This window comes from Paenibacillus sp. J5 (assembly GCF_054955055.1).
Window position 1 is genome coordinate 147574 of sequence record NZ_JBUEDD010000001.1, and the last position, 23658, is coordinate 171231.

The 23658-nt window shown below is 54.5% G+C and carries 16 protein-coding genes; 6 read left to right on the forward strand and 10 right to left on the reverse strand.

Annotation, left to right across the window (positions count from 1 at the left end; translation table 11 throughout):
• Positions 1 to 159: 159 nt before the first annotated feature.
• Positions 160 to 2160, forward strand: coding sequence for a transketolase (gene tkt / locus ACY1JZ_RS00530; RefSeq protein WP_462627954.1), 2001 nt, complete (start codon positions 160 to 162; stop codon positions 2158 to 2160).
• A 226-nt stretch (positions 2161 to 2386) separates the two neighbouring features.
• Positions 2387 to 3244 (forward strand): class II fructose-bisphosphate aldolase, encoded by an 858-nt coding sequence (locus ACY1JZ_RS00535; RefSeq protein WP_462627590.1) that lies wholly within the window; start codon positions 2387 to 2389, stop codon positions 3242 to 3244.
• 178 nt (positions 3245 to 3422) lie between these two features.
• On the opposite strand, the gene cydD is transcribed toward ACY1JZ_RS00535, so the two are convergent.
• From cydD to ACY1JZ_RS00550, 3 genes are all read right to left on the reverse strand, one after another.
• Entirely contained in the window at positions 3423 to 7580 is a 4158-nt protein-coding gene (cydD, locus tag ACY1JZ_RS00540) for a thiol reductant ABC exporter subunit CydD (protein WP_462627592.1), read from the reverse strand.
• A gap of 21 nt (positions 7581 to 7601) precedes the next feature.
• Positions 7602 to 8612 (reverse strand): cytochrome d ubiquinol oxidase subunit II, encoded by a 1011-nt coding sequence (gene cydB, locus ACY1JZ_RS00545; RefSeq protein ID WP_462627594.1) that lies wholly within the window; start codon positions 8610 to 8612, stop codon positions 7602 to 7604.
• A 275-nt stretch (positions 8613 to 8887) separates the two neighbouring features.
• Complete coding sequence (locus ACY1JZ_RS00550) at positions 8888 to 10285, reverse strand: cytochrome ubiquinol oxidase subunit I (RefSeq protein WP_462627595.1); 1398 nt, start codon at positions 10283 to 10285, stop codon at positions 8888 to 8890.
• A gap of 218 nt (positions 10286 to 10503) precedes the next feature.
• Here ACY1JZ_RS00550 and ACY1JZ_RS00555 point away from each other — a divergent pair, with 218 nt between their 5' ends.
• Complete coding sequence (locus ACY1JZ_RS00555; RefSeq protein ID WP_462627597.1) at positions 10504 to 11448, forward strand: glycosyltransferase family 2 protein; 945 nt, start codon at positions 10504 to 10506, stop codon at positions 11446 to 11448.
• 140 nt (positions 11449 to 11588) lie between these two features.
• Here ACY1JZ_RS00555 and ACY1JZ_RS00560 read toward each other — a convergent pair whose 3' ends face one another.
• Positions 11589 to 13178, reverse strand: a complete 1590-nt coding sequence (locus tag ACY1JZ_RS00560) for a methyl-accepting chemotaxis protein (protein ID WP_462627599.1) — start codon at positions 13176 to 13178, stop codon at positions 11589 to 11591.
• Between the two features lie 49 nt (positions 13179 to 13227).
• On the reverse strand, positions 13228 to 13632 hold the full coding sequence (locus ACY1JZ_RS00565) for a chemotaxis protein CheW (RefSeq protein WP_462627600.1): 405 nt from the start codon (positions 13630 to 13632) through the stop codon (positions 13228 to 13230).
• A gap of 72 nt (positions 13633 to 13704) precedes the next feature.
• Here ACY1JZ_RS00565 and ACY1JZ_RS00570 point away from each other — a divergent pair, with 72 nt between their 5' ends.
• Entirely contained in the window at positions 13705 to 14670 is a 966-nt protein-coding gene (locus tag ACY1JZ_RS00570; protein ID WP_462627601.1) for a tyrosine-type recombinase/integrase, read from the forward strand.
• Positions 14671 to 15244: 574 nt separating this feature from the next.
• On the opposite strand, the gene ACY1JZ_RS00575 is transcribed toward ACY1JZ_RS00570, so the two are convergent.
• Both ACY1JZ_RS00575 and ACY1JZ_RS00580 read right to left on the reverse strand, forming a co-directional pair.
• Positions 15245 to 15832, reverse strand: a complete 588-nt coding sequence (locus ACY1JZ_RS00575) for a 50S ribosomal protein L25 (RefSeq protein WP_462627602.1) — start codon at positions 15830 to 15832, stop codon at positions 15245 to 15247.
• Between the two features lie 224 nt (positions 15833 to 16056).
• Entirely contained in the window at positions 16057 to 16950 is an 894-nt protein-coding gene (locus ACY1JZ_RS00580) for a LysR family transcriptional regulator (RefSeq protein ID WP_462627603.1), read from the reverse strand.
• Between the two features lie 110 nt (positions 16951 to 17060).
• On the opposite strand from ACY1JZ_RS00580, the gene aroC reads away from it, so the two are divergent.
• Positions 17061 to 18116: a chorismate synthase gene (aroC, locus tag ACY1JZ_RS00585; RefSeq protein ID WP_462627604.1), complete on the forward strand. Its 1056-nt coding sequence runs from the start codon at positions 17061 to 17063 to the stop codon at positions 18114 to 18116.
• A gap of 133 nt (positions 18117 to 18249) precedes the next feature.
• On the opposite strand, the gene ACY1JZ_RS00590 is transcribed toward aroC, so the two are convergent.
• Genes ACY1JZ_RS00590 through ACY1JZ_RS00600 form a run of 3 tightly spaced genes read right to left on the reverse strand, consistent with a single transcriptional unit; the run spans position 18250 to position 22645 of the window.
• Positions 18250 to 19056, reverse strand: a complete 807-nt coding sequence (locus ACY1JZ_RS00590; protein WP_462627605.1) for an AAA family ATPase — start codon at positions 19054 to 19056, stop codon at positions 18250 to 18252.
• Between the two features lie 36 nt (positions 19057 to 19092).
• Complete coding sequence (locus ACY1JZ_RS00595) at positions 19093 to 20919, reverse strand: ABC transporter ATP-binding protein (protein WP_462627606.1); 1827 nt, start codon at positions 20917 to 20919, stop codon at positions 19093 to 19095.
• Positions 20888 to 22645, reverse strand: a complete 1758-nt coding sequence (locus tag ACY1JZ_RS00600) for an ABC transporter ATP-binding protein (RefSeq protein WP_462627607.1) — start codon at positions 22643 to 22645, stop codon at positions 20888 to 20890. The genes ACY1JZ_RS00595 and ACY1JZ_RS00600 overlap by 32 nt, the downstream gene beginning before the upstream one ends.
• A gap of 123 nt (positions 22646 to 22768) precedes the next feature.
• On the opposite strand from ACY1JZ_RS00600, the gene ACY1JZ_RS00605 reads away from it, so the two are divergent.
• Positions 22769 to 23608: a MerR family transcriptional regulator gene (locus ACY1JZ_RS00605; RefSeq protein WP_462627608.1), complete on the forward strand. Its 840-nt coding sequence runs from the start codon at positions 22769 to 22771 to the stop codon at positions 23606 to 23608.
• Positions 23609 to 23658: the final 50 nt, after the last annotated feature.

Below are 23658 nucleotides of genomic sequence, written 5' to 3' on the forward strand. Positions count from 1 at the left end.
GTCACCAGTATATAATGATCGTTACGGAAATGTAAAGCGTTTTCTTTTTATTTTTTATGATTGTAAAATGTTTTGTAATCGCTTACTATTGGAGTGTAATTGATCGAAACAGATCATATGGACAAAATTACACCTGTAGGGAGTGAGGAAATGACTAGAATCAGATCGGAAATTGATCAATTGTCGATCAATACCATTCGAATGTTAGCTATTGATGCTGTTGAACACGCCAACTCCGGTCACCCCGGCATGCCATTAGGCGCATCCCCAATGGCCTATACGCTATGGACACGAATACTTCGTCAGAACAGCGCCAATCCAAAATGGTTCAACCGTGACCGCTTCGTCTTATCGGCGGGACATGGCTCTATGATGCTGTACAGCTTGCTTCATTTGAGCGGTTTTGATGTTTCCATTGAGGATATGAAGCAATTCAGACGCTGGAACAGTAAAACCCCCGGTCATCCAGAGTTCGGTCACACCGAGGGAGTAGAGGCCACAACGGGACCGCTTGGCCAGGGAATGGCCATGTCCGTCGGAATGGCGCTTACGGAACGGTTTCTTGCGGCTGTCTACAACCGCCCTGACTATGAAATCATCCATCATCACACGTATGCCTTATGCGGCGATGGAGATCTAATGGAAGGAGTCAGTCAGGAAGCCGCCTCACTTGCGGGACATCTCAAGCTGGGACAGCTTATCGTCCTATACGATTCCAACCGCATCACCCTGGATGGCGAAACCGATCTATCCTTCACCGAGGACGTGAAGCTGCGCTTTCAGGCCTACGGCTGGCAGGTGTTGCAGGTCCGGGACGGCAATGATCCAGACGCAATCGAAGCCGCGATTCTGGAAGCCAAGCAGGACAAAGACCGCCCGACGCTGATCGAGATTAATACTATCATTGGTCACGGCAGCCCGAATAAAGGCGGAAAATCCGCTTCGCACGGCTCGCCGCTAGGCAGCAGCGAGGTCAAGCTTGTACGCGAGTTTTACAATTGGACTCATGAACCGTTCCATGTTCCAGATGAAGTCCGAGATCATTTCTTGCAGCTCAACAAGCTTGGCATTCAAGCCGAAGAAGAATGGAACCAGCTATGGGAGCAGTATAGCCAAGCTTATCCAGAGCTTGCAGACCAGCTTCGGCTCGCTATTGACGGCAAGCTCCCGACTAACTGGGACGAGCACTTGCCCGTCTACGCGCCGGATCACACGCCCATTGCAACTCGTCAGGCATCCGAGGATATTCTTAATGCGATAGGAGACACGCTCCCCAATCTGCTTGGCGGATCGGCTGACCTGGCCTCCTCCAATAAAACTCTGATGAAGCAATCGCCAAATTATTCGCCCAAGCATTACGAAGGCCGCAACATCTGGTATGGCGTTCGGGAATTCGCAATGGGCGCCATAATGAACGGGATTCTCCTGCATGGCGGAGCTCGCGCATATGGCGGAACATTTCTCGTCTTCTCCGATTATATGCGTCCGGCCATGCGCCTGTCGGCCCTGATGGGGCAGCCTGTAATCTACGTATTCACACATGACAGCATCGCCTATGGAGAGGATGGACCGACACACCAGCCGATTGAGCACATACCCTCCTTGCGACTGATTCCGAACATGCTCGTGGTTCGCCCTGCCGATGCCAACGAAACCGTAGCTGCATATCGCTTAGCGCTATCCCAACACGATCGACCCGTATCGCTTATTCTTTCCCGTCAGGATCTCCCCGTGCTGCCAGGGACAGCCGAGCATGCCGATCAATTGTCGAACGGAGCTTACGTCCTTGCAGATGCAGAGCACGGAGAACCTGATCTGATCCTGATTGCCTCTGGTTCCGAGGTCAATCTCAGCTTGCAAATTCGCGAGCAGCTCAGTCAGAGAGGACTCGGCGTCCGTGTCGTGAGCATGCCTTGTCGGGAGCTATTCGACTTGCAAGGTCAAGCTTACAAAGACGCCGTCCTGCCCCCTTCCGTTGTCAAACGTGTAGCGCTCGAGATGGCGCATCCATCCGGTTGGGAACGATATGTAGGCTTCCATGGCCTGATCTTCGGAATAGATCGATTCGGCGCATCCGCGCCCGGGGACCACATGATCGAAAAATTCGGGTTTACGGCCGACCGTCTCGTTCCACAGATCGAAGCTTACATGAACAAATAGGATAAAATCTCCACGCCTTACTAGGGCGTGTGTGAACACTCTGAGCGAATCAGATCTGGCCGAATGTTCGTTCCAGGCAAGGCGCTTTTTCGCAGGCGTACCGGGGTACGTCAAAAAAAGGCAACGCAGCATGGGGCGAACAGGCGGCGGGAGATGCCCTTGAACGGGTGTTCAGACACGACCTAACAGCATTCTAACATATTCTATCATAATCGGAGTGATTCTAATGAATACATTAGTTCCAATGAGCTACTTTCTGCCCAAAGCGAAAAAAGAAAAGTTTGCGGTAGGTCAATTTAACGTCATTACGCTGGAATTCGCCGACATCGTTGCCACGGTTGCAGAGGAAGAGAATGCTCCCGTTATTTTTGGAGCGGGAGAAATGTCCATCAAGTATATGGGACTCGACTATTGCGTCGCTGTAGCCAAGCTTGCGGCCAGCAAGGTCAGCGTCCCGGTTGCCCTGCACCTGGACCACGGCAGCAGCTTCGAGGTTGCCATGAAATGCATTCAGGCAGGCTTCAGCTCGGTGATGTTCGACGGATCGAAATACCCGCTGGAGGAAAATATTCGCTTAACGAAGCAGGTGGTTGCAGCCGCCCACGCCGTCGGCGTATCTGTTGAAGCGGAGCTGGGCTCCATTGGAGGAACCGAAGACGATCATACCGTCGATGAAGCGGATGCCGCATTGGTTAAGCCAGAGGAAGCCATCTATTTCTGGAATGAGACGAAGGTCGATGCCATGGCGATCGCGGTCGGCTCGGCTCACGGCATGTACAAGAGAGAGCCCAACATTAGAACGGACATCATCGAGAAGGTTGCAAATGCGATTGATGTATCAGTCGTTCTCCATGGGGGCTCAGGCATCCCGGACGATGCGATCCGCAATTCAATAGCTGCCGGCATAGGCAAAATCAACGTCAATACGGAAAATCTCGTCGCTTATACTGCCGCGGTTCGCAAATTTATCGCATCCAACGACACCGAAACAGACCCTCGAAAATATCAAGGGCCTGCCCGCGAAGCGATGAAAGACGTCATCCGCAGCAAAATCCGTCTCTTCGGCAGCAACAACAAGGCCTGAGCATAGACGGCTTTCGCTGCCATTAACATACGATATAACAGCCAAGGTGGAACGGATGCTTTCAAATCTGTTCCACCCTTTTCTATTGCCTCCCCTATGCGAGCCGCAGCGAAGTGAAGCTTCACTCCGCCGCCCATCTCCCCCCCCGTGGGGCAGCGGCCAGCCCCGTTCCATGATGCTATGCTAAATAACGGCTCCACGCCTCCTGCTGTTGGATCGTCCACATGCGCCAATACATCCCTTTGCTGCGCAATAGCTCGGCATGGGTTCCCCGTTCACGAATGGCGCCGCCGTGCAGTACGATAATCTCATCCATGCGCTCCAGCCCAGACAGCTTGTGCGTGACCCAGAGCACCGCCCGCTCCTGCAGCACCTGCTGGATGCTGTCACCGAAGGCTCGCTCCGTCAGGGCGTCCAACCCGCTGCCTGGCTCATCGAACAGCAGAGCCGGGGCATTGCGCACGAGCGCTCTGGCTAATGCCAGACGCTGGCGCTCGCCCCCGGACAGCTTCGCTCCCCATTCGCCGATCACCGTGTCATAGCCTTGCGGCAGACGTTCAATTCTCTCATCCAGCATCGCCAGCCGCGCCGCCTCACGCAGCTCCGACTCGGTAGCATCTGTGCGGCCAAGGCGCAGATTATCGGCAACGGAAGCATTGAACAACTGTACCTGCTGTGAGACGACTGCAAATTGGGAGCGCACGCTCTCACTGCTCATTTCCTTCAATTCATGACCGTTAATCGTGATGCTTCCCGCCGGATAGTCCCGCAGCTTGAGCAGCAACTGCAGCAGTGTGCTCTTGCCCGCCCCGCTCTCGCCGACCACCGCGACCTGCTTGCCGCGTTCCAGTGTAAGGGAGATGTTACGCAGTGCATCGTGCTCCTGCTCCGCATAGCGGAAGGAGACCCCTGTAAGCTCGGTGCGCCATGCTCTGCTGCGATCTGCCTCCATGTCAACTGCCGACTGCTCGGCCTCCGCTGCTGGCAGCGCGCTGGCTGGCTGTGGCGACTCGCCCTCCGCGAGTATGCTGGCTAACACAGAATGCCGTCTGCTCTGTGCCCCGGCTGGCCGCTGTTGTCCATCAGCAGCGGCTTCTGCTGGCTCGGCAGCAGCGGCCTTCGCTGGCTCAGCAGCATCCGCTGCGGCGGGTGCTGCGTGTCGAACAGCCTGCGATGCGTCCGTATGTGGGACGCTCGCCATCTGAGCTGTCATCTGATCCGCGTCTTCCGCCAGCTTCAATAGCCTGCTGCCGGAGGAAACCGTCTGCGAGAAGTGCTGGAAGGTTTGGGGCAAGGGGAGCAGCGCCTCGAAGCAGGCGAAGGCAGCCAGCATTAATGCCGGGATCATATAGCCCTCCATAGCACCCGACACAACCAGCGGGATGCATGCCACCAGCATTAGCCACATGGTCAGGTTGGCCAGGCCGCTCATGAGACCACCTGTCGCGGCAGTAATCCAATGCTGTCGATCCTGATGCTGCCCGAGCTGCTGCTGCAACGCGCTGATCCGCTCCTCCTGACGCTCCGTGCGCCCATACAGGGACAACGCCTCCATGCCGGACAGCAGGTCGGCCACCTCGCCATACAACTGTGCCCGCGTCTCCACGTGGGCATGTGCCCCCCTTCTGCCTAGTAGATGACCAAGTCCAGGCACGACCAGCCCGGAGAGCACCATCATGCCGACAAGCATCCAGCCGAGCGACGGGTCTTGCGCCGCCACAATCGAGTAGCCTAGTAGGACTGCCAGCAGAGCGACGACAGGAGGAGCGATAACCCGCAGATACAGATTCTGCAACTGATCGACATCGCTAATGACCGAGCTGAGCAGACCGCCGCTGCTCTGTCTCTCCAGCAGTCTGGCGCCCTGCGGCTCCAGCTTGCTGTACAGCCAGGTGCGGAACTGCTTCAGGATGCGGAAGGTCAGATCATGCGACACCAGCCGCTCCACATAGCGGAACACGCCTCGCGCGATGCCGAAGAAGCGAACGCCAACGATCGGCACATACAGCAGCAGGATGTTCTCCGGGCGCAGCGCCGCCTTGGCAATCAGGTAACCGGAGACGCCCATCAGCCCCGCATTGGAGGCCACGGTTGCGAAGCCGATCAGCACCGCAATGAGCATGCGCCATTTGTAAGGAGCGACGAACCCGAGCAACTGGCGCAGAACCGCCAAGCTGCTGCCGCTCCCTGTCTGTCCGCGTGAACCATGCGGGATTGCCTGTGGCGGTTGTGCCCGCTTCGTCCCTGCTGCCAGGGGCTGCGCTGCTGTTGGCTGCTCTGCTGTTAGCTGCTGCTCTGCTGACCGCCTGTCGGCATCCGCCTCGATATGTGGCCGCTCCGGTAGCGGCAGCCTCGGTAGTTCCGGCAGCGCCGTCTCCTGCTCCGCCATCTCCGCAGCGGTCGGCAGGCTCCCGCCCCTACGGCTCGCAAGCGATGCGGCAAGCGGCGGCTCTGTCTCTATCTTCGCCGTGCTGTCTGCCGCAATATCACTCGTCGCGCCTGTTGCCTTCGTATGCGCCGCGCCCGCAGCCGGAGCCACGGCTACAGCCTGGGCTGCCATTGCATCGGCGGCTGCTTTGGCGGCCGTGCCTGCGGCGAAGGCGGCGCTCTCCGCCTCCGCCGCATGACGCAAGCGTGCATACAGCCCGGCAGCCTCCAGCAGTTGCTGAGGCGTGCCCGATTCAACCACGCGCCCCTCGGCGAGCACGATGATGCGGTCAGCGCCCTGCACCGTATGCAGTCGGTGCGCTACCGTCACCGACATCCGCGCGGCAAGCAGCGGCTCCAGTGCATCCAGCAGCGCCGCCTCATGGATGGAGTCGAGCGACGAGGTAGGCTCATCGAGCAGCATGAGCGGCGCGTCCTGCCTCAGCAGCGCCCGCGCCAGCGCGATCCGCTGCATCTGGCCGCCCGATAGCTGAGCCGCCTCGCCCAGCTCGGTCTCATAGCCTTGCGGCAACTGGCGAATGAACCCTTCCGCTTGTGCAGCCTGCGCTGCCGCTGCCACCTCGGCTTCCGTCGCCTCCGGTGCGGCCAGCCGAATATTGTCGCTCACCGTGCCGCGGAACAGATGCACGCGCTGCGGCATCGACGACAGCCGGCGACGCCATGCCTTCATCGAGAGCTCGGTCATGTCAATGCCGTCGATCAGGATGCGCCCGGAGCTCGGTCTAAGAAATCCCTGCAGCAGCTCCACGATGGTGCTCTTGCCTGCGCCCGTCGGCCCGACCAGTGCGATGCGCTCACCCGGCTCCAGCGTGAATGATACATTCGTCAGCGCATCTTGCTCCGCGCCGCTGCGACGTACCGACACCTGCTCGAACTCGATGCGATAGCCTTCCTGCCGGAGCGGCAGCACGATGCCGTCCTCGCGTTCTGGCAAGCCGGTCGGCTCCGCCTGCAGGATGTCAAAGATGCGCGCAATCGCGCTCATCCCGTTCTGCCCGGCATGAAACTGCGCGCCAAGCGTGCGAATCGGCGTGTAAAACTCCGGCGCGAGCAGCAGCACGAGGAAGGCCGTCTCGAAGCCCAGCTCGCCCTCCACCAACCGCAAGCCGAGGAATACAGCCACGATGGCCGTGCTGAGCGAGGCGAACAGTTCCATCACGAACGCAGACAGGAAGGCCAGCCGCAGCGTGCCCATCGCCGAGCGGCGATGCTCCTCGCCAATCCGGTCGATAATCTCGATCTGTGCCTTGCTGCGGTTGAACATCGCCAATGTCGGCAGCCCGCGCAAAATTTCATGAAAATGGCCGCCCAGCCGACCCAGCAGCTTGAACTGCCTGTCGGTCTTCGCCTTGGCTGCCTTGCCGATCAATATCATAAACAGCACGAGCAATGGCAGCGTCACGCCGAAGACGATCGCCGACACCGTATCCAGCCCGGCTACGACGCAGAAGACTGCTGCGGGGATGAAGGCAGAGAGTGCGGCCTGGGGGACATATTTCGCCAGATAGCTCTCCAGATGCTCCACGCCTTCATAGGCAGTGCCGATCAGCTCGCCGCTGCGCTCGCTCTTGGCGTAGCCCGGCCCGAGCTCGGACAGCTTGCGCACCAGCCTTAGCCGCAGGTCGCCCTTGATCCGCTGCGCCATATGTGCGGCCGCATAGTCTCCAGCCGAATGCAGCAGCGCGCGGAGCGCTATGATGCCTAGCAGCACATAGAGGGCGGGCAGCAGCGCGGCAAGCTCCAGGCCGCCGAGGAATGCGCCGTTCACAACGCGCGCCATGTAGATGGCCTGCGCGATGAGCAGTATCCCGCCCGCCGCGCCCAGCAGAACGCTAGCGGCAAATAGCTTGCGCGCACCCTTTACCCGTCTGAACAATGCTCTCATCATTGCTGCCCACCCTCTCGTTCATTAATAATCCAGATGATCCTCCGCTGTTACCCGCTTGCGGAACACCCAGTACGTCCAGATCTGATAGGCCAGTACGAACGGCAGCACCGTTGCCGCCACGATCGTCATCACCTTGAGCGTGTATGTGTTGGAAGCCGCATTATAGATGGTCAGCGACCATTCCGCATTCAGCGAGGAAATCATAACATTCGGGAACAGCAGCATGAAGACGGTAATCGTCGACAGCACGATCGTAGCTCCTGTCATAATGAATGCCCAGCCGTCCCGTCCAGCCTTGATCAGAAAATGCACCGACAGCAGCGCCATACCCGCCAGCACCGGCACCGTCCCTGGGCTAAGCCCTTGAGAGGTGAACATATCCGTCTCAAAATAGCTCAGCACAACGAACAGCAGCAGCACGCCGCTCGTCCAAGCGCCGATACGCTGCGCTACGCCGCGAGCCCGCTCGCGCAGCACCCCATCAGTCTTGAGCGTCAGGAACAGCGCCCCGTGCAGCAGGAACAGCAGCACCATGCTTGCTCCGCCAGCCACCGAGTAGATGGACAGCAAATCCCAGAAGGAGCCGACATAGTTCATGCTCGCATCAATCGGAACACCGCGCATCAGGTTGGCGAGCGCCACACCCCACAGCAGCGCCGGCAGCAGGCTGCCAATACAGATGACCCAATCCCAGAAGGAACGCCACTTCGGACTTTCCAGCTTGCTGCGAAATTCGAAGGCGACCCCGCGGCCGATCAGCGCCAGCAGCATCAGGAACAGCGCCATATAGAAGCCGCTGAACAGTGTGGCATACCAGTTCGGGAACGCCGCGAACATCGCACCGCCCGCTGTAATGAGCCACACCTCATTCCCATCCCAGAACGGTCCGATCGTATTGATGACAACCCGCCGCTCCGTATCGGTCTTGCCCAGGAAGGGAGTCAGCATGCCAACCCCAAAATCGAAGCCCTCCAAAAAGAAGAAGCCGATGAACAACACCGTAATTAATATGAACCATAACGTCTCCAGCATCTTTACGCCCCGCTTTCTGAATATATAAGAATCCTGTTCGCACCATCTCTGTGCCGCAGCTTAGACATGCCCCGCATACAGCTTCAGTGCCCGACGTCTGCAGCTTCTAGCGTGCCAATCGCTTCTGCCTCAGCACACCGACGTACACCCTCAGCGTACCGAACGCTTCTGCCTCAGTGCACCGACGTACACCCTCGGCGTTCCGAACGCTTCAGCCTCAGTACACCAACGTCTACCTCGGCGTACCGAACGCTTCTGCCTCAGAGGGTCAACGTCTACAGGACGGCTGTACCCGCACCGTGCGGCACTGCATCCGCTCCGCCATGCGGCGGCGCATCGTCCTCGGCGCCCTTGCGAACCTCATTCACAACCAGATAGATAAAGGCGGCGGCAATCAGTCCGTATACAACCGTAAATCCGATCAAGGTCGTCGCCACCATCCCGCTGGAGACGAGCGGCGATACGCCTTCCTCTGTCCGTTGCAGCCCGAAGACAATCCATGGCTGACGACCTACCTCTGTCATAATCCAGCCCGATGAGTTGGCGATGAACGGCAGGGAGATCGCTGGCAGCATCCATGGCAGATAACGCCTCGACTCCACTAATCTGCCCCGCATCACCTTGTAGGAGCCGATCAGCCCGAGCAGAATCATCAGCATGCCCGCGCCGACCATGATGCGGAAGCTCCAGAATGTCGTGCGCACGGGCGGGATATAGTTGCCCGGTCCGTATTGCGCTTCATACTGTGCCTGCAGCTCCAGCATGCCCGGCACGCTGCCGGTCAGCTTGTTATAGGACAGCACGCTCAGCAAGTATGGCACCTCAAGCTGGAACGAATTTTGCTGCTTCTCCGGGTCGATTGATGCGATGACCGTCCACGGCGCGCTTTCCCCGCTCGTATGCCACAGTCCCTCAGAAGCCGCCATCTTCATCGGCTGCGAGCTCATCAGATGCTGAGCTTGGTCATGACCTGCGAACGCCGTCAGCAGGCTCGAGACGAGTGCCAGCACGATCGCGATCTGGAACGATGGCCGGAAGATGTCTGTCTGTTGCTTGCGCAGCAGCTTGTAGGCGCTGATTCCTGCCACGAAGAATGCTCCTGTTGCCAGCGCACCGAAGATAACATGCGGAAACTCCACCCATAGCTGCTTGTTGCCGAGCAAGGCGAAAAAATCGGTCATCTCGGCTCTGCCGTTCACAATCTCATAGCCTACCGGCTCTTGCATGAAGGAGTTCGCACTCAATATCCATAGCGCGGACAGTGTGGCCGCGATCGCGACCAGCCAGATCGACGCCAGATGCACCTTCTTGGACAGACGATCCCAGCCGAAGATCCAGACGCCCAGAAACGTCGACTCCAGGAAGAACGAGACGAGCGCCTCTACAGCGAGCGGCCCGCCGAATACCGCCCCTACGTACCGGGAATAATCGGCCCAGTTCATCCCGAACTGGAATTCCTGCATAATTCCCGTTACTACCCCGACAGCAAAGTTCAGCAAGAAGATTTTGCCCCAGAACTTCGCCATCCGCTTGTACTTCTCATCATTCCGCACCACGTACAGTGTTTGCATGAAGGCAATCAAATACGCCAGACCTATAGACAGCGGCACGAACAAAAAGTGATAAACGGTCGTCACGCCAAATTGCAGTCTGGCCAAATCTACAGCTTCCATCCCAACCTCCCCTTTCAATTTCTTGATTATAGAGCGAATCGGGATGAATTTATGTGACTTTTTTCACAAGTTAACACTGAAATTATGAATTTCAATTACGGCGATGAGCGATTGCCGTCGAATACACCAGTAAATGCCGCCAAATGAAGCGGCTTAAGTATAAACGCCCCTGTATCCGCCAGTGCCGTGTCTTCTCCACTCTTGGGGTCATACAATATTTGGAATTCAATCCTGTTAAGAAAGGAATCGATAAGGTGCCCAAAATTTCCGTCTTGTTGTCAACCTACAATTCATCCAAATATATTGACGCAGCTGTCCAAAGTATACTGGAGCAAACGTATCAGGACTTTGAGCTTATCATCACAGATGATGGGTCCACTGATAATACCTTAGCTATACTAGAGCAGTTCAAGGACCCTCGAATCCGCTATGTCATCCATGAGCATAATAAAGGGTTAATCTATTCACTGAATGAAGGAATCGAGTTGGCCAGCGGGGAATACATTGCCAGAATGGATGCGGATGATATCGCAACGCCCCATCGCCTGGAGCAGCAGGTTGCCTATCTTGATGCCAATCCTCAAGTAGGCGTATTGGGCGGGCTGATGCGTTGGCTCCACACGCATGCCCTCATTCCCAAGCCTGTGAGTCACGACGGCATCCGCTGCTGGCAGTTGTTCCACTCCTGTCTATGCCACCCGACTGTCATGCTGCGAGCGAATGTGCTGCATCAGCATGGCATCCGGTACGACGAGCAATATAAACATGCCGAGGATTATGAGATTTGGGAACGTCTTGGCCGTGTAACCCAGCTCGCCAATCTGCCCTATTGCATCCATTATTACAGGGCACATGAAGGACAAGTATCCCTACAGTTCAAGGCTATTCAAGAGAACAGCGCCAAACGGGTACACTATGACCAATTGCACAGGCTTGGCATTACGCCAACGGATGAGGAATATGCTATTCATAGGCAAATGCGCTATTTCCAGGTACCCACCCATCATACCGAATCTTATGAGAAGGCAATTAATTGGGTTGGCAAATTAATTCAGCACAATCATCATGCACAAGTATACGACCCCCAAATGCTGGAGAGCGTATTGACTCGATGCCTGGTCTTTTCTGGAATGGTAGCAGCGGGAGTATATGACTCCCATTAATCAATAGAAAAGCGAGCGAACCCACAGATGATGGATTCGCTCGCCCCAGCGTAAACGGCTGCCGCTTCCTGACGGGCAAGCTTCGTTTCGCGTATTCTGAATCGTATGATTGTAACCAACTCGACGACCCGATTCGTCACTTAATCTATTTTGAAGATAGAGACGGATTGCTGCAGCTCTTGCGCGAGATGAGCCATTGCCTGTGCCGTCGCTGCGGTCTGCTGACTGCTGGCTGCCGCTTCCTCCGTCGTTGCCGAAATATTCTCTACAGCGGCCAGCACTGTAGTGGTCTGGGCAGCCTGCTCCTCACTCGCAGCGGCGATTTCCATCACTTTTTGTCCCGCCTCATTGATGTAAGCGACGATGTTCTGGAAGGCGTCCCCTGACTGTGCGGATAACCCGGCGCTGTCCTGAACCGCCCTCACACTGGATTTCGTATTTTCCTGCATGCCTTTGATAATACCCGTAATCTGCTTCGTTGCCTCTCCGCTGCGCTCGGCCAGCTTACGCACTTCATCTGCAACAACCGCGAATCCGCGTCCCTGCTCTCCTGCCCGTGCCGCTTCAATCGCCGCATTGAGCGCAAGCAGATTCGTCTGATCCGCAATATCCTCGATCACACCAATAATTTCTCCAACCTTTTGCGAGTCATCCTCAAGACGAGTCATCTGGGCACTCATCGCCTGCATACTATCACTGGAGGATTGAATAATACTATTGCCTTGCTGGGCTATTTTCACGGTTTCGTCAGACAATTGCGAGGCCTGCTCCGTATTGGCCGCGATCTCATGGATCGTGCCAGACAGCTCCTTGAACAATTCACTGATCGTCTGTGCATCGCTTGCCTGACTTGCATTGCCACTGGCAATCTCCTCTGTACTGGCGGATATTTCCTGGGAGGCTGCCGCAAGGCTTTGCGAATGGTTCAGGATGGAGCCTACTGTATGCTGCAAATTATGTACCATTTCATCCATGGCTTGAGCCAACTGCCCTACCTCGTCCTTCGAGGTTATACCGATTGTTTGGCGCAGATCGCCTTGCGCGACACTGACTGCCAGTTGTGAAACCCGTTGAAGCGGCCTGGAAATAATCTGAGAGATAAAGTACCCCAGTGCAATAGCTATAATCACCGCGGCAACAAGGACGGCGATTGTAATATTGCGGGAGGATTCATACAGACTCTGTCCCTCTTGCTTGGCCTGCTCTGCCTCTAGTACCTGTTGCTCGACCAGACGAGTTAATAGGTCACGCATCTGATTGCCTGTAGTTCTGAGCCCGCCTTCAATTAATGCCTTCAGCGCGTCCTTGTCTCCGTCCAGAGCTGACTGGATAGATTGATCATATAATGCAAAATATTGATCCATCATGGCATCAAAAGGGCGTAAAATTTCCTGAGTCGCTTCTGTCAGCTTTGTATTTCGAAAGGTATCCATACTTTGAACCATTATTTTTTTTTCATTTTCTATAGACTTTATGTTTTCTTGCAACTGTGCCTGATTCGTTGTTATGTAATTATCACGCGCGAGCACCCTCAAGCGCGTATAGCTGATTTGGGTGGACATAGAGGTCTGGACAGGGATCAAGTAGTTGTCGTACATATCTGCGAGCGAAACATTCATCTTGCTCAGATTGCCCATGCTGTATATTCCAACCATTGCCATCAGCATCGAAACAAGCAAAAATGATGATATTAATTTCACGCTTGTTCTCAAATTATAGATCCATCTCATTACGCTGCTCAGCTCCTGATTTCTTTTTTTTGTACTGCTTCTCTGGTCTCTATAGCAACACTTCGTCCAGCTTCAGAATGCCTACCAAACGATCGTCCGAGAGGCCGATTCCAGTAAAATAGTTGCCACTGGCACTGGATGTCTTGTAGGGTGGCGGCTGAATCTCGGTCAGCACCTTCACCTGATTCACTTTGTCCACGATAAAGCCCGCTAATTCCTCCTTATGACTTACGACGATAATTCGGGTCATCTTGGTATACTCGTCCTTCTGCAACGAGAACAAGCGCCGCAAACTAATAACCGGAATAATACTGCCACGCAACTGGATGACCCCTTGCACATATCTCGGGCCATTCGGAATTTCGGTAATCTCCTGCATTTTAATAATTTCATGTATATCCGAGATCGGAACAGCGTAATGCTCACCCTCCACTTCAAATTCTATGTACTGCACTCCACGCTTCACCTCCTGATGGCTTGGTCGTATAATACTAATTATCCGACATTTCAAGAGGGGGAATTTTCCATGGAAGCACAACACACCAAGCAGCCAGACCATCAAATTTTCTCGCAGCAGAACTCCAGATTGTATACTGATGACCAAATTATTCAGATGTTTTTAACCACTTGTTGCCCTTCGCTTAATACACGTCGAAGCTATTTGAAAGCCTTTCGCTATTTCAGGAAATTTACCAATTACACGGCTCTTCAATTGATTACATGGAGAGAGATCGAGGCCTATAAGCTGTATTTGCAGCAGCGAGGAGCGGTCACCTTGGACAAAGCATTGGCGCCTGCGAGTGTCGCTGCTTTCCTGGCACCCTTAAAGTCCTTTTATCGATGGGGGAGCGACAACAACATTGGTCTGTTTCAGCATAATCCTACAACTAGCGTTCGATTGCCTGTTGTGCATGTGGTTAGCCAGAAGCATTATTTGACGCGCAGAGAGGTGGGCATCTTGCTGAATCAGCTAAAGGGGACGAACTTCAGAAATTATCTGATTGCTCTTTCACTTGTACTGCTAGGGATGAGGGTATCGGAGCTGGTCGCTGTCCGGTGGGGGAACTTTCATACGGATGTTATGGAGTCCGGGGTATGGCTGACGCTGGAACACACCAAGGGCGGGAAAACCCGCGAGATTAAAGTACCGCAACAGCTATGGAAGCTGTATATGGAACATGCGCAGACGCTGGCTGGACATGACTCTCCAACGTCCGAGCTGTTGTTATTTCCCATCACAACTCGGCAAGTTGAACGCATTATTGCACAAGCAGGGAGAGAAAGCGGCCTGAACAAGAAGGTTACCCCCCATTGGCTTCGGCATACCAATGCTACATTAGCCTTGCTTAACGGGGCTTCCTTGCAGCAGGTACAGGAAAATCTGGGTCATTCCCATATTAATACGACACAGCGTTACATGCACACCGTTGAACAGCTAAAGAAGTCTGCCACCGATTTTGTTGAGGATTCGCTAAAGGAGTTTATCCATTGACATCGAATCACCTGCCAATCTTGTTCTCCTTATGCCGAAGGCTGTCCAACCAACAAGAGTGCACGAGTTAACAGGATACACTTGTTTACATGCGGCCTCTCGAGGCCTCTTTACCACGCTGTCTGGGCGAATGTCACGATGGATGTATTCTTATGAATGTTAGTTGAGGTCTCCTGTTCGTCCCCCCCCTTTTTTTACCCACTTCTCGGTTGCTATTTTTCCACTATACAACATTGTGGCTTATGTCCTATAATTCATTTATACTCAATTCGACAAATTTTTCTCTTTTCAACATTATTTACACCTGAAATGTCGGATAATTAGTATTATGCGACCCGCCGCCCTCAATGATACCAAAGACAAGAAAATCAGGTGAAGTCGGGCTCAATAACTCCTCGTAGATGCCACTTCCTGTATATAATTATACCGATTCAACTAGCGCAAGGGCAAATGATTACCGTATAACAGGGCTGCCCAAATCATGGAATCCCCGTGTATAATCCTTGGTCACGGGCGGACAAATAATAGGCGACCTGCATGAATGCAAGTCGCCTATACGTATATCTATAAAGACTTAAACCGCCTCTTCGGCGTCGCTCTCCTCCATATGGAGCGTTTTCGCGAGTACCGAAAGGAGCAACTCGTTGTCAGGCGACAACAAGGTTACTTCCGGCGGAAGCTCGACCTGTCCCGCTAGAAGTGAATCGCCAATATTCAGCTCGCTAATATCCACGCTGATGGATGGCATCAATTGGTGAGGCAATGCTTGAATCTCGATGAAGGTGCTCTGCGTCTGCAGGCTGCCTCCCAGCTTCGTTCCCTTCGGGGTACCGACGAAGTGAAGCGCCACCTTCGCGCGAACCTTTTCATCGTGCTTTACGCGGAGCAGATCAATATGAATATAGTCGCCGGTAACCGGGTCCCGCTGCACATCCTCAAGCAGCACGGTGACAGGCTCAGAGTCTGCGATCCGAATATCCAACAACCCCGTTCCGCCCGTTCTGACCCAACGTCCAAACTCCCTTGCCGAGAGATGAATCCGATCACTTGCTTGATTCAATCCCATGACGACACCAGGGATACGCCCATTTTGACGCATACGTTTAAGACCCGACTTATTCATTGTTGTTCTGTGTTCCGCTGCAATACATGCTCTCATCATTATAACACTCCTTGGTTAATTGCTAATTATTTGTGCCCTCAAAATCTCTATTCATCGCTGAACGTCTGATTTCGTCCCCCTTACCGGGGGAAATATAGAGCACCATGACATCACCGCCTTCATCGTCATTGGTTATAGAATATAAGCTAAAGGCATCCCACTCTGAGTTAGAGAGCGACATGCCTTGTTCACTACCATAGCATAAACCTCATGGTTTGTCGACTTTAGCTGTGCGCATGGTATGCCTCCATTACCTTGCTGATGAACAGCTCCGCCGTTCTCGTCGGCTGCGGCTTGGCGACCATGCCTAGCGTCAGTGAGGGCAGCGGCACCTCTGTAGGCAGCTCCACCAGCTCACCCGCATCGATCTCCTGCTGTACGAATGGCCGAGGGACGAATGCCGCCCCATAGCCCCGCTTGGCGAACTCGATCAGCATATCATTACTGGTCAGCTCCATATCGGGTTCAATGCTGTAGCCCTGGGCGGCAAACCAGCCCTCCAGCATGCTGCGTGTTGTGCTTCCTGAGGTCAGCAGCAGCAGTGGAATGTCCAGCAGCCGGGCTGTCGGCAGCCTCTGCTGTGACCATGCCGAGAATGGACGACCGGCTACCAGACAATTATCGATCGTCTTCAGCGGGGTAGCTACAAGCTCGGCTGCATGAATCGGCAGATAGACGAAGCCGGCGTCGAGGCTCCCCTCCTGGATCAGCTTCATAATGCTCATCGTCCGCTGCTGAAGCAGTCGTATCCGAATATCGGGGTAGCTCGAATGAAATTCATCGAGGATCGGCAAGACCACCTCCTTAATGATTGCACCATTTGCGCCAATGCGAATCTGCCCCAGCTTATATTGCTTGAGCAGATCAAGCTGCGTCTTTGCAGCATCCAGATGCTGGAAGGCTTGTTCGACATGCTCCGCCAGCAGCTTCCCCTCCTCCGTCAACCGTATCCCCTTTGACAGCCGTTCGAACAGCCTTACGCCCAGTCTGTCCTCCAGTTGCTTCATCGCGTAGCTCACCGAGGGCTGTGTCATATGGAGCTGCTCCGCAGCTCTCGACATGTTCCCGAGGCGGGAGACCGTCAGGAAGACCCGATACCCTTCAATTTGGACGACCATCTATGATATTCACCCTCTCTATATCACGTCGGTAAAACCTCGATTTCATTTATCGCAATTATAGCTTTATAATGAAAGAACAACAACTATTCGAGCTGGAGGAATCAACAATGTCAGGAAATGTGTATGGAGAGCGGTTTAAAATATCCACCTTCGGGGAATCGCATGGCGAAGCGGTCGGGGTGATCATCGATGGCGTGACACCCGGCGTCGAGCTGGAGGAAAGCTATATTCAGGCTCAGATGGATCGCCGCAAGCCGGGGCAATCCTCTGTAACCTCTCCCCGCAAGGAGTATGACAAGATTAACATCGTGTCCGGCATGTTCGAGGGCAAGACGACAGGCACGCCGCTAGCGATCATCTTATACAACACGGATATGCGTCCGTCGGCTTACGATGATATTCAGAACTCCTTCCGCCCCGGTCACGCAGATTACACCTACCTGCACAAGTATGGCCTTCGCGACCATCGCGGCAGTGGACGGGCCTCGGGTCGGGAGACGGCGGCGCGTGTCGCAGCCGGTGCCGTCGCGCGCAAGCTGCTCGAACAGCGGGGCGTATCGATCGTCGCCTACACGACGGAGATTGGCGGCATCGCCTGCGAAAGCTATGATGAGGCCAGCATTGAGACGAATCCGGTACGTGCTTGCGATCCGGCTGCCGCGGTGCGCATGGTCGAGAAGATCGAGGCACTGGCGCAGGCCGGTGATAGCTGTGGCGGCATCGTGGAATGCCGCATCCGGGGGGTTCTGCCTGGTCTGGGCGAGCCCGCCTTTGACAAGCTCGATGCTGAGCTTGCCAAGGCGATGCTATCGATCGGAGCCGTCAAGGGCATCGAGTTCGGCGCCGGCTTTGCTGCGGCTCGCATGGCCGGCAGCGAGCACAATGACCGGATGAACAAGGACGGCTTCCTGACGAACAACGCCGGCGGCATCCTGGGCGGTATTAGCACCGGAGCGGAGATCATCTTCCGCATTGCGGTGAAGCCGACGTCTTCGATCTCCATTCCACAGCAGACGCTGACGACCTCCGGCGAGGAGACGGTCATCGCGACGATCGGACGGCATGATCCATGCATCTGCCCGCGCATCGTCCCTGTCGTAGAGGCGATGGCCTGCATCGTTCTGGAGGATCAGTACAAGCGGCAGGCAGCACTGAGAGATTAATTCCTTATCTAGCGCTGCCCGCACCTAACAAGCGCAGGCTTGCTGCCATGCACCATAATAGGTGCGCGAGCTGCAAGCCTGCGCTTCTTGCGTTACACCGCAGCCAATCCTGCGGGCACCCTAGGCATCATGTCTATTCAAACAGCCGTCTGTGTTTATCAAAAAATTGAACATAAAATTTCACATGATCCAGTTCATGCCATTGCGCCGTCCTCAAGGGTTGGGTGTCCAGATTATAGATTTTGGCATGCAGTGTGCCGAGAACAAAGGGCGAATGCGTCGCAATAATGAATTGACTATCCAACAGCCGTGCCAGCTCGTTCATATGCTCCGCCAGCTTGATCTGATTGGACGGGGATAATGAGGTTTCCGGCTCGTCCAATAGATAGAGCTGACCGGGATGCAGATGCTCCTCAAAAAACTGCATCGATGTCTCGCCATTCGAATACTTCTCCTGTGCGAACTGGATGTTCGCAAGCTTCTTCTTCAGCTCATAGGATTGCTCATACTGTCTCGCTTCTTCCTTGCTCATCCCCTGGCTCAACTGCTCATGCAGGAGGCTCTCGCGCAATACCGCGGCCTGCTGGATTTTCTTGATCTCATACAGGATGTCCTCCGACTTCAGATACCGGCTCCCCTCGGGAAGCTGCCTAAGCTCCCTCTCCTCTATGTCCTCTCCCAACTGATAGCTGCAGCGTTCGAGAAACCGCTGAGCGTACATGCTCTGACCCGTGCTCATCCTCTCTGCCCCGGCCAGATTCAGTTTGTTCGCAATACTATTAAGCAAGGTGGATTTCCCACTGCCATTGCTTCCATACAGCACGGTAATCCGATCGAACAAGAGCACTTCCCCGGCGATCGACTTGAATACATGATCGGGATAAATGTTGGGATTGCGATCTGTGTAATCAGACAGCCTGAAGCTTCTCAGGTAGATCATCGATGTCTTCGCCTCCTGTTCTCATGTTCTCTCCCCTTACTCCCATTCAAACGCACCCGTATACAATTGATAATAGATTCCGCCCTGCGCGATGAGCTGATGATGATTGCCGCGCTCCTTGATCCTGCCCTTCTCCATCACCATAATGGCATCGGAATTCCGCACAGTGGACAGCCGATGTGCGATGACGAATACCGTTCGGCCCTCCATCAGATGATCCATTCCCGATTGTACCAGTGCTTCCGTCCGCGTATCAATGGATGAAGTCGCTTCATCCAGAATCATTACAGGCGGATTGGCAATAGCCGCTCTGGCGATAGCCAGCAGTTGGCTCTGTCCCTGTGAGAGGCTGTTGCCGCTGCCGTCCAGCCGGGTCTGATACCCCTCCGGCAGGCGCTCGATGAAGCCGGCGGCATGTGACCGTCTGGCTGCTTCCCTGACCTCCTCGTCGCTGGCCTCCAGCCGCCCGTAGCGAATGTTATCGGCCACAGTGCCGGAGAACAGATGGGTGTCTTGCAGTACAATGCCTAGCGAACGGCGCAGATCCGCCTTGCGGATACGCTGAATATTAATGCCGTCATAGATGATCTCGCCCTCTGTAATATCGTAGAAGCGGTTCAGCAGGTTGGCAATCGTCGTTTTCCCTGCCCCGGTAGCGCCTACAAAGGCAAGCTTCTGTCCTGGCTCCGCATATAGCGTCACATCCTGAAGCACCTGCCTTTGTCCGTCATAGGAGAAGGATACCTGTCTGAGCTCCACCTTGCCCCTCAAGGGTACCGTAGAACCATCCTCCAGCTTCCATAGCCATCCCGCATGCTGCGAATTTCGTTCCAGCGTCACGCGCCCTTCGTCCTCCTCGGGACGTTCATCCATCAGGTTAAATATCCGCTCCGCCCCTGCTAGAGCTACGACAAACATATTGATCTGCGAGGAGAGCTCGGCGATCGGCATCGTGAAATGACGGGACAGGCTCAAGAAAGCCGCGATACTTCCGAGTGTCAAGCCCGCATTCCAGCCGGTTACCGCCATGGCACCGCCTGCGATGGCAACGAGCACGTAAATGAAGGTCGCAAGGTTGGCATTGATGGGCATTAAGATATTGGAAAACTTGTTAGCCGTAGCCGAGCTATGAAACAAGGCATCATTGAACCGGGCGAACTGCTCCACGGCCTTATCCTCGCGGCTGAACACTTGCACAACCTTTTGCCCATGTACCATCTCCTCGATATACCCGTCTACTACGCCTAGCGATTCCTGCTGCTGAAAAAAATGCTCCGTGGCCTTGGTGCCCACCGTCTTGGTTATCCATAACATCGCGAACGCGCCCACCACCACGACAAGCGTTAATGGAACATCGAGATAGAGCATCGTCCCCAGCACGACCAATAGTGTCACCACCGTGGATAGCAACTGGGGCAAGCCATCGGTAAGCATCATATTCAGCGTATCGACATCATTCGTATAGTGACTCATCAGATCGCCATGTGCCTTGCGGTCAAAATAACGGATCGGCAGCTTCTGCATATGACGGAACAAGTGGTCGCGAATCCGCCTCATGATGTGCTGTGAGATTGTAATCATCAGTCTCTTGGAGGCGAACGTGCTGATGACCCCCGCGGCGTAGATCGCGCCAAGTATCGCCAATGCTTGCAGCAAGGCATCAAAAACCGGGTGCTGGTCGCCTAGCAAGGGAACGATAAAGTCGTCGATAAGCAGTCTTAGAAAGGCCGCCGAAACGACAGATACCGCGGAGCTGATCAGGACGAGCAGCAGCACCAGACAAGCACTGAATTTAAAATATTTGAAGTAGGCAAGCAGGCGAATCATCGTTCTACCGTAGCTCGTGCTCTGCGGCATGCTCATGCTCATCCTCTCCCTTCGTTTGCGTATAATAGGCCTGCTGATATATCGCGCTTCTGCTCAGAAGCTCCTGGTGCGTGCCCTTATCGACCATCTTGCCCTCGTCCAGCACGATAATCTGATCGGCATCCTCAACAGAAGCGATGCGCTGGGCAATGATGATCTTCGTCGTATCCGGGATGCTTTCCCGGAAGACCCTGCGAATCATCGCATCTGTTCGTGTATCGACGGCGCTGGTCGAGTCATCCAGGATCAGTATGCGGGGCTTCTTGAGCAAGGCTCTGGCAATGCAGAGCCGCTGCTTCTGGCCTCCTGACAAGTTGCTTCCTCCTTGGGTCAGGCGGGTAGCATAGCCATCAGGGAAGGCGGAGATGAACTCATGGGCCTGAGCAGCCTTACAAGCCTCCACCAGCTCTTCATCCGTCGCAGCTTCATTGCCCCAACGAAGATTCTCCTTAATCGTGCCTTCAAATAAAACATTTTTTTGCAGCACCATCGCCACCTGATTGCGAAGCACGCGCAGCTCATACTGCTTGACATTCGTTCCGCTAACGAGCACCTCGCCCTCGCTCGCATCATAGAGCCGTGGAATCAATTGCACCAGCGTTGACTTCGCACTGCCCGCAGCGCCAATAATGCCAATGGTCTGTCCAGAGCGAATATGAAGGTTAATGCCGGATAACGCATCTCTCGTTGCCTTGGAGGAGTAACGGAAGGAAACGTTGCGGAACTCCACCTCGCCTGTAAGCAGCTCCGTGACCGGAGAATGAGGGCTTACAATGTCAGGCTCCTCGTTCAACAGGTCGGTAATCCGCCCGGCGGACGCTCGGGCAATGGCAATGACGATCACGACGATGCCGAGCGTCATCAGGCTCATCAGAATCTGCATCGAGTAAGCAAATATGCTCGTCAGCTCTCCAGTCGTCATCGACCCGCTGACCACCAGCTTGGCGCCAATCCAGGAGATGAGCAGCATCACAGCATATAGAACCATTTGCATAAGCGGCAGCTCATAGGACAGGATGCGCTCTGCCTTCGCCATCTGTGTGAAGATTCTCAGGGACACTGCCTGGAACTTGGAGATTTCATGCTCCTCCCGGACATAGGATTTCACGACACGGATTCCCCGGACATTCTCCTGCACGACTTGATTCAGCTCATCATAGCTGCCGAAGGCGCGTTCGAAGATAGGGAAGGACAGCTTCATAATAATCAGCATCCCCACGGCAAGTATAGGGACAACGATCAGGAACCACATCGCAATAGCAGGGCTGATCTGGTAGGTCATGATCGTGGCAAATATCATCATAACCGGACTGCGAAAGGCAATTCGGAGGATCATGAGAAAAGCGTTCTGCACATGCGTAATATCCGTCGTCAGCCTGGTGACGACCCCCGGGGTGGAGAACTTATCCATATTAGCATAAGATAGCCGCTGAACATGGCGGAATAGATCATATCGCAGGTTTTTGCCAAATCCCGCCATGGCGATGGCCGAATGTTTGCCAGCCAGTGCGCCAAATATAAGCGATACCAGGGCAAACAACACCAGAATCAACCCATACTTCACAATCAGATTCATCTGTCCGCCGCTAATTCCCTGATCAATCAATTCGGCCATGAACAACGGAATGATGACCTCCATCGCAACCTCACCCAGCAGAAACAAGGGCGTCAGCCACGAATCCTTCTTGTACTCCCTCACACTCTGCAGCAATGTTCCTAGCATATAGATCTCTCCTCTTGGTTGGCATCCTCCGTCATTCAAGGATGGATGAACCGTACAATACATGCTATTATAAACTGTATAGTTGCTATACAGTCAATTCGACTTTTTGAGGGGGAAACTGCCATGCGCCAGACCGATATGTTGTCCATCAGCGCATTTTCCAAGATGTCCGATGTCTCTCGTAAAACACTCATCTATTATGATCGGATCGGGCTGTTCAAGCCGACGTTCATCGCTGATAACGGCTACCGCTATTACCATCGCAGTCAGTTGGATACGATGGGCGTCATCCATATCTTCAAGGAGCTGGGCATGTCTCTGGAGGAGATTAAGGAGCATCTGGAGCAACGAACGCCGATCAGCACGCTTCAGCTTCTGCGAAAGCAGGAACAGATTCTACAGTTGCAGATTGCGAAGCTCAAGCGAGCAAGACAGATGATTATCCGTCGAGCCGAGGATTTAGAGCAATCGATGACGGTCAATGTTCAGCAGATGTACGTCATCTGGCAGCCGCGGACGCCTCTGCTCCTGAGCTGCCGCGTCCACGCATCCAAGAAGCAATTCACCGAGGAGCTGTGGATGGATTTTCAACAGCGGCTGCAACGGGAGCATGCGCCTCTTGGTTACCCCAATGGGATCGTGATCCCTAAGGAGTATTTGCTGCGGAAAGATGGGGACATGGTATCCCATATGTATAGCTACATGACTACGGATGCCCATGAACAGGCATATCGGCCGGAGGGGTTCTATTTCATTGCTTACGCCAGAGCTGACTATGGGGATACGGAAAAAATCTATCCGCGTATCTTCGAAGCGTTGGAGCGCCACCGATATACTATCATTGGCGATGCTTATGAGGAGTATCTGCAGGACGAGGTGTCCCTGCGAAATTCGGAGGAGTATCTGGTCAAGGTTATGGTGCCGATCGAGGAGCCAGCGTACCCCGGAGAGTGCAGCGGCTAAGAGGGGAAAAGAGATGGATGGTAGCTCTCCGCTAGTGTAATTCAGTGTGA

Excerpts from the sequence above, each read along its gene's own strand:
- ACY1JZ_RS00590 (WP_462627605.1), bottom strand. The coding sequence starts at position 19,056 with ATGATCTACCTGAGAAGCTTCAGGCTGTCTGATTACACAGATCGCAAT.
- ACY1JZ_RS00600 (WP_462627607.1), bottom strand. The coding sequence starts at position 22,645 with ATGCTAGGAACATTGCTGCAGAGTGTGAGGGAGTACAAGAAGGATTCG.
- cydB (WP_462627594.1), bottom strand. The coding sequence starts at position 8,612 with ATGCTGGAGACGTTATGGTTCATATTAATTACGGTGTTGTTCATCGGC.
- ACY1JZ_RS00535 (WP_462627590.1), top strand. The coding sequence starts at position 2,387 with ATGAATACATTAGTTCCAATGAGCTACTTTCTGCCCAAAGCGAAAAAA.
- ACY1JZ_RS00580 (WP_462627603.1), bottom strand. The coding sequence starts at position 16,950 with ATGGTCGTCCAAATTGAAGGGTATCGGGTCTTCCTGACGGTCTCCCGC.
- ACY1JZ_RS00595 (WP_462627606.1), bottom strand. The coding sequence starts at position 20,919 with ATGAGCATGCCGCAGAGCACGAGCTACGGTAGAACGATGATTCGCCTG.
- ACY1JZ_RS00560 (WP_462627599.1), bottom strand. The coding sequence starts at position 13,178 with ATGAGATGGATCTATAATTTGAGAACAAGCGTGAAATTAATATCATCA.
- ACY1JZ_RS00550 (WP_462627595.1), bottom strand. The coding sequence starts at position 10,285 with ATGGAAGCTGTAGATTTGGCCAGACTGCAATTTGGCGTGACGACCGTT.
- cydD (WP_462627592.1), bottom strand. The coding sequence starts at position 7,580 with ATGATGAGAGCATTGTTCAGACGGGTAAAGGGTGCGCGCAAGCTATTT.
- ACY1JZ_RS00570 (WP_462627601.1), top strand. The coding sequence starts at position 13,705 with ATGGAAGCACAACACACCAAGCAGCCAGACCATCAAATTTTCTCGCAG.
- aroC (WP_462627604.1), top strand. The coding sequence starts at position 17,061 with ATGTCAGGAAATGTGTATGGAGAGCGGTTTAAAATATCCACCTTCGGG.
- ACY1JZ_RS00605 (WP_462627608.1), top strand. The coding sequence starts at position 22,769 with ATGCGCCAGACCGATATGTTGTCCATCAGCGCATTTTCCAAGATGTCC.
- ACY1JZ_RS00575 (WP_462627602.1), bottom strand. The coding sequence starts at position 15,832 with ATGATGAGAGCATGTATTGCAGCGGAACACAGAACAACAATGAATAAG.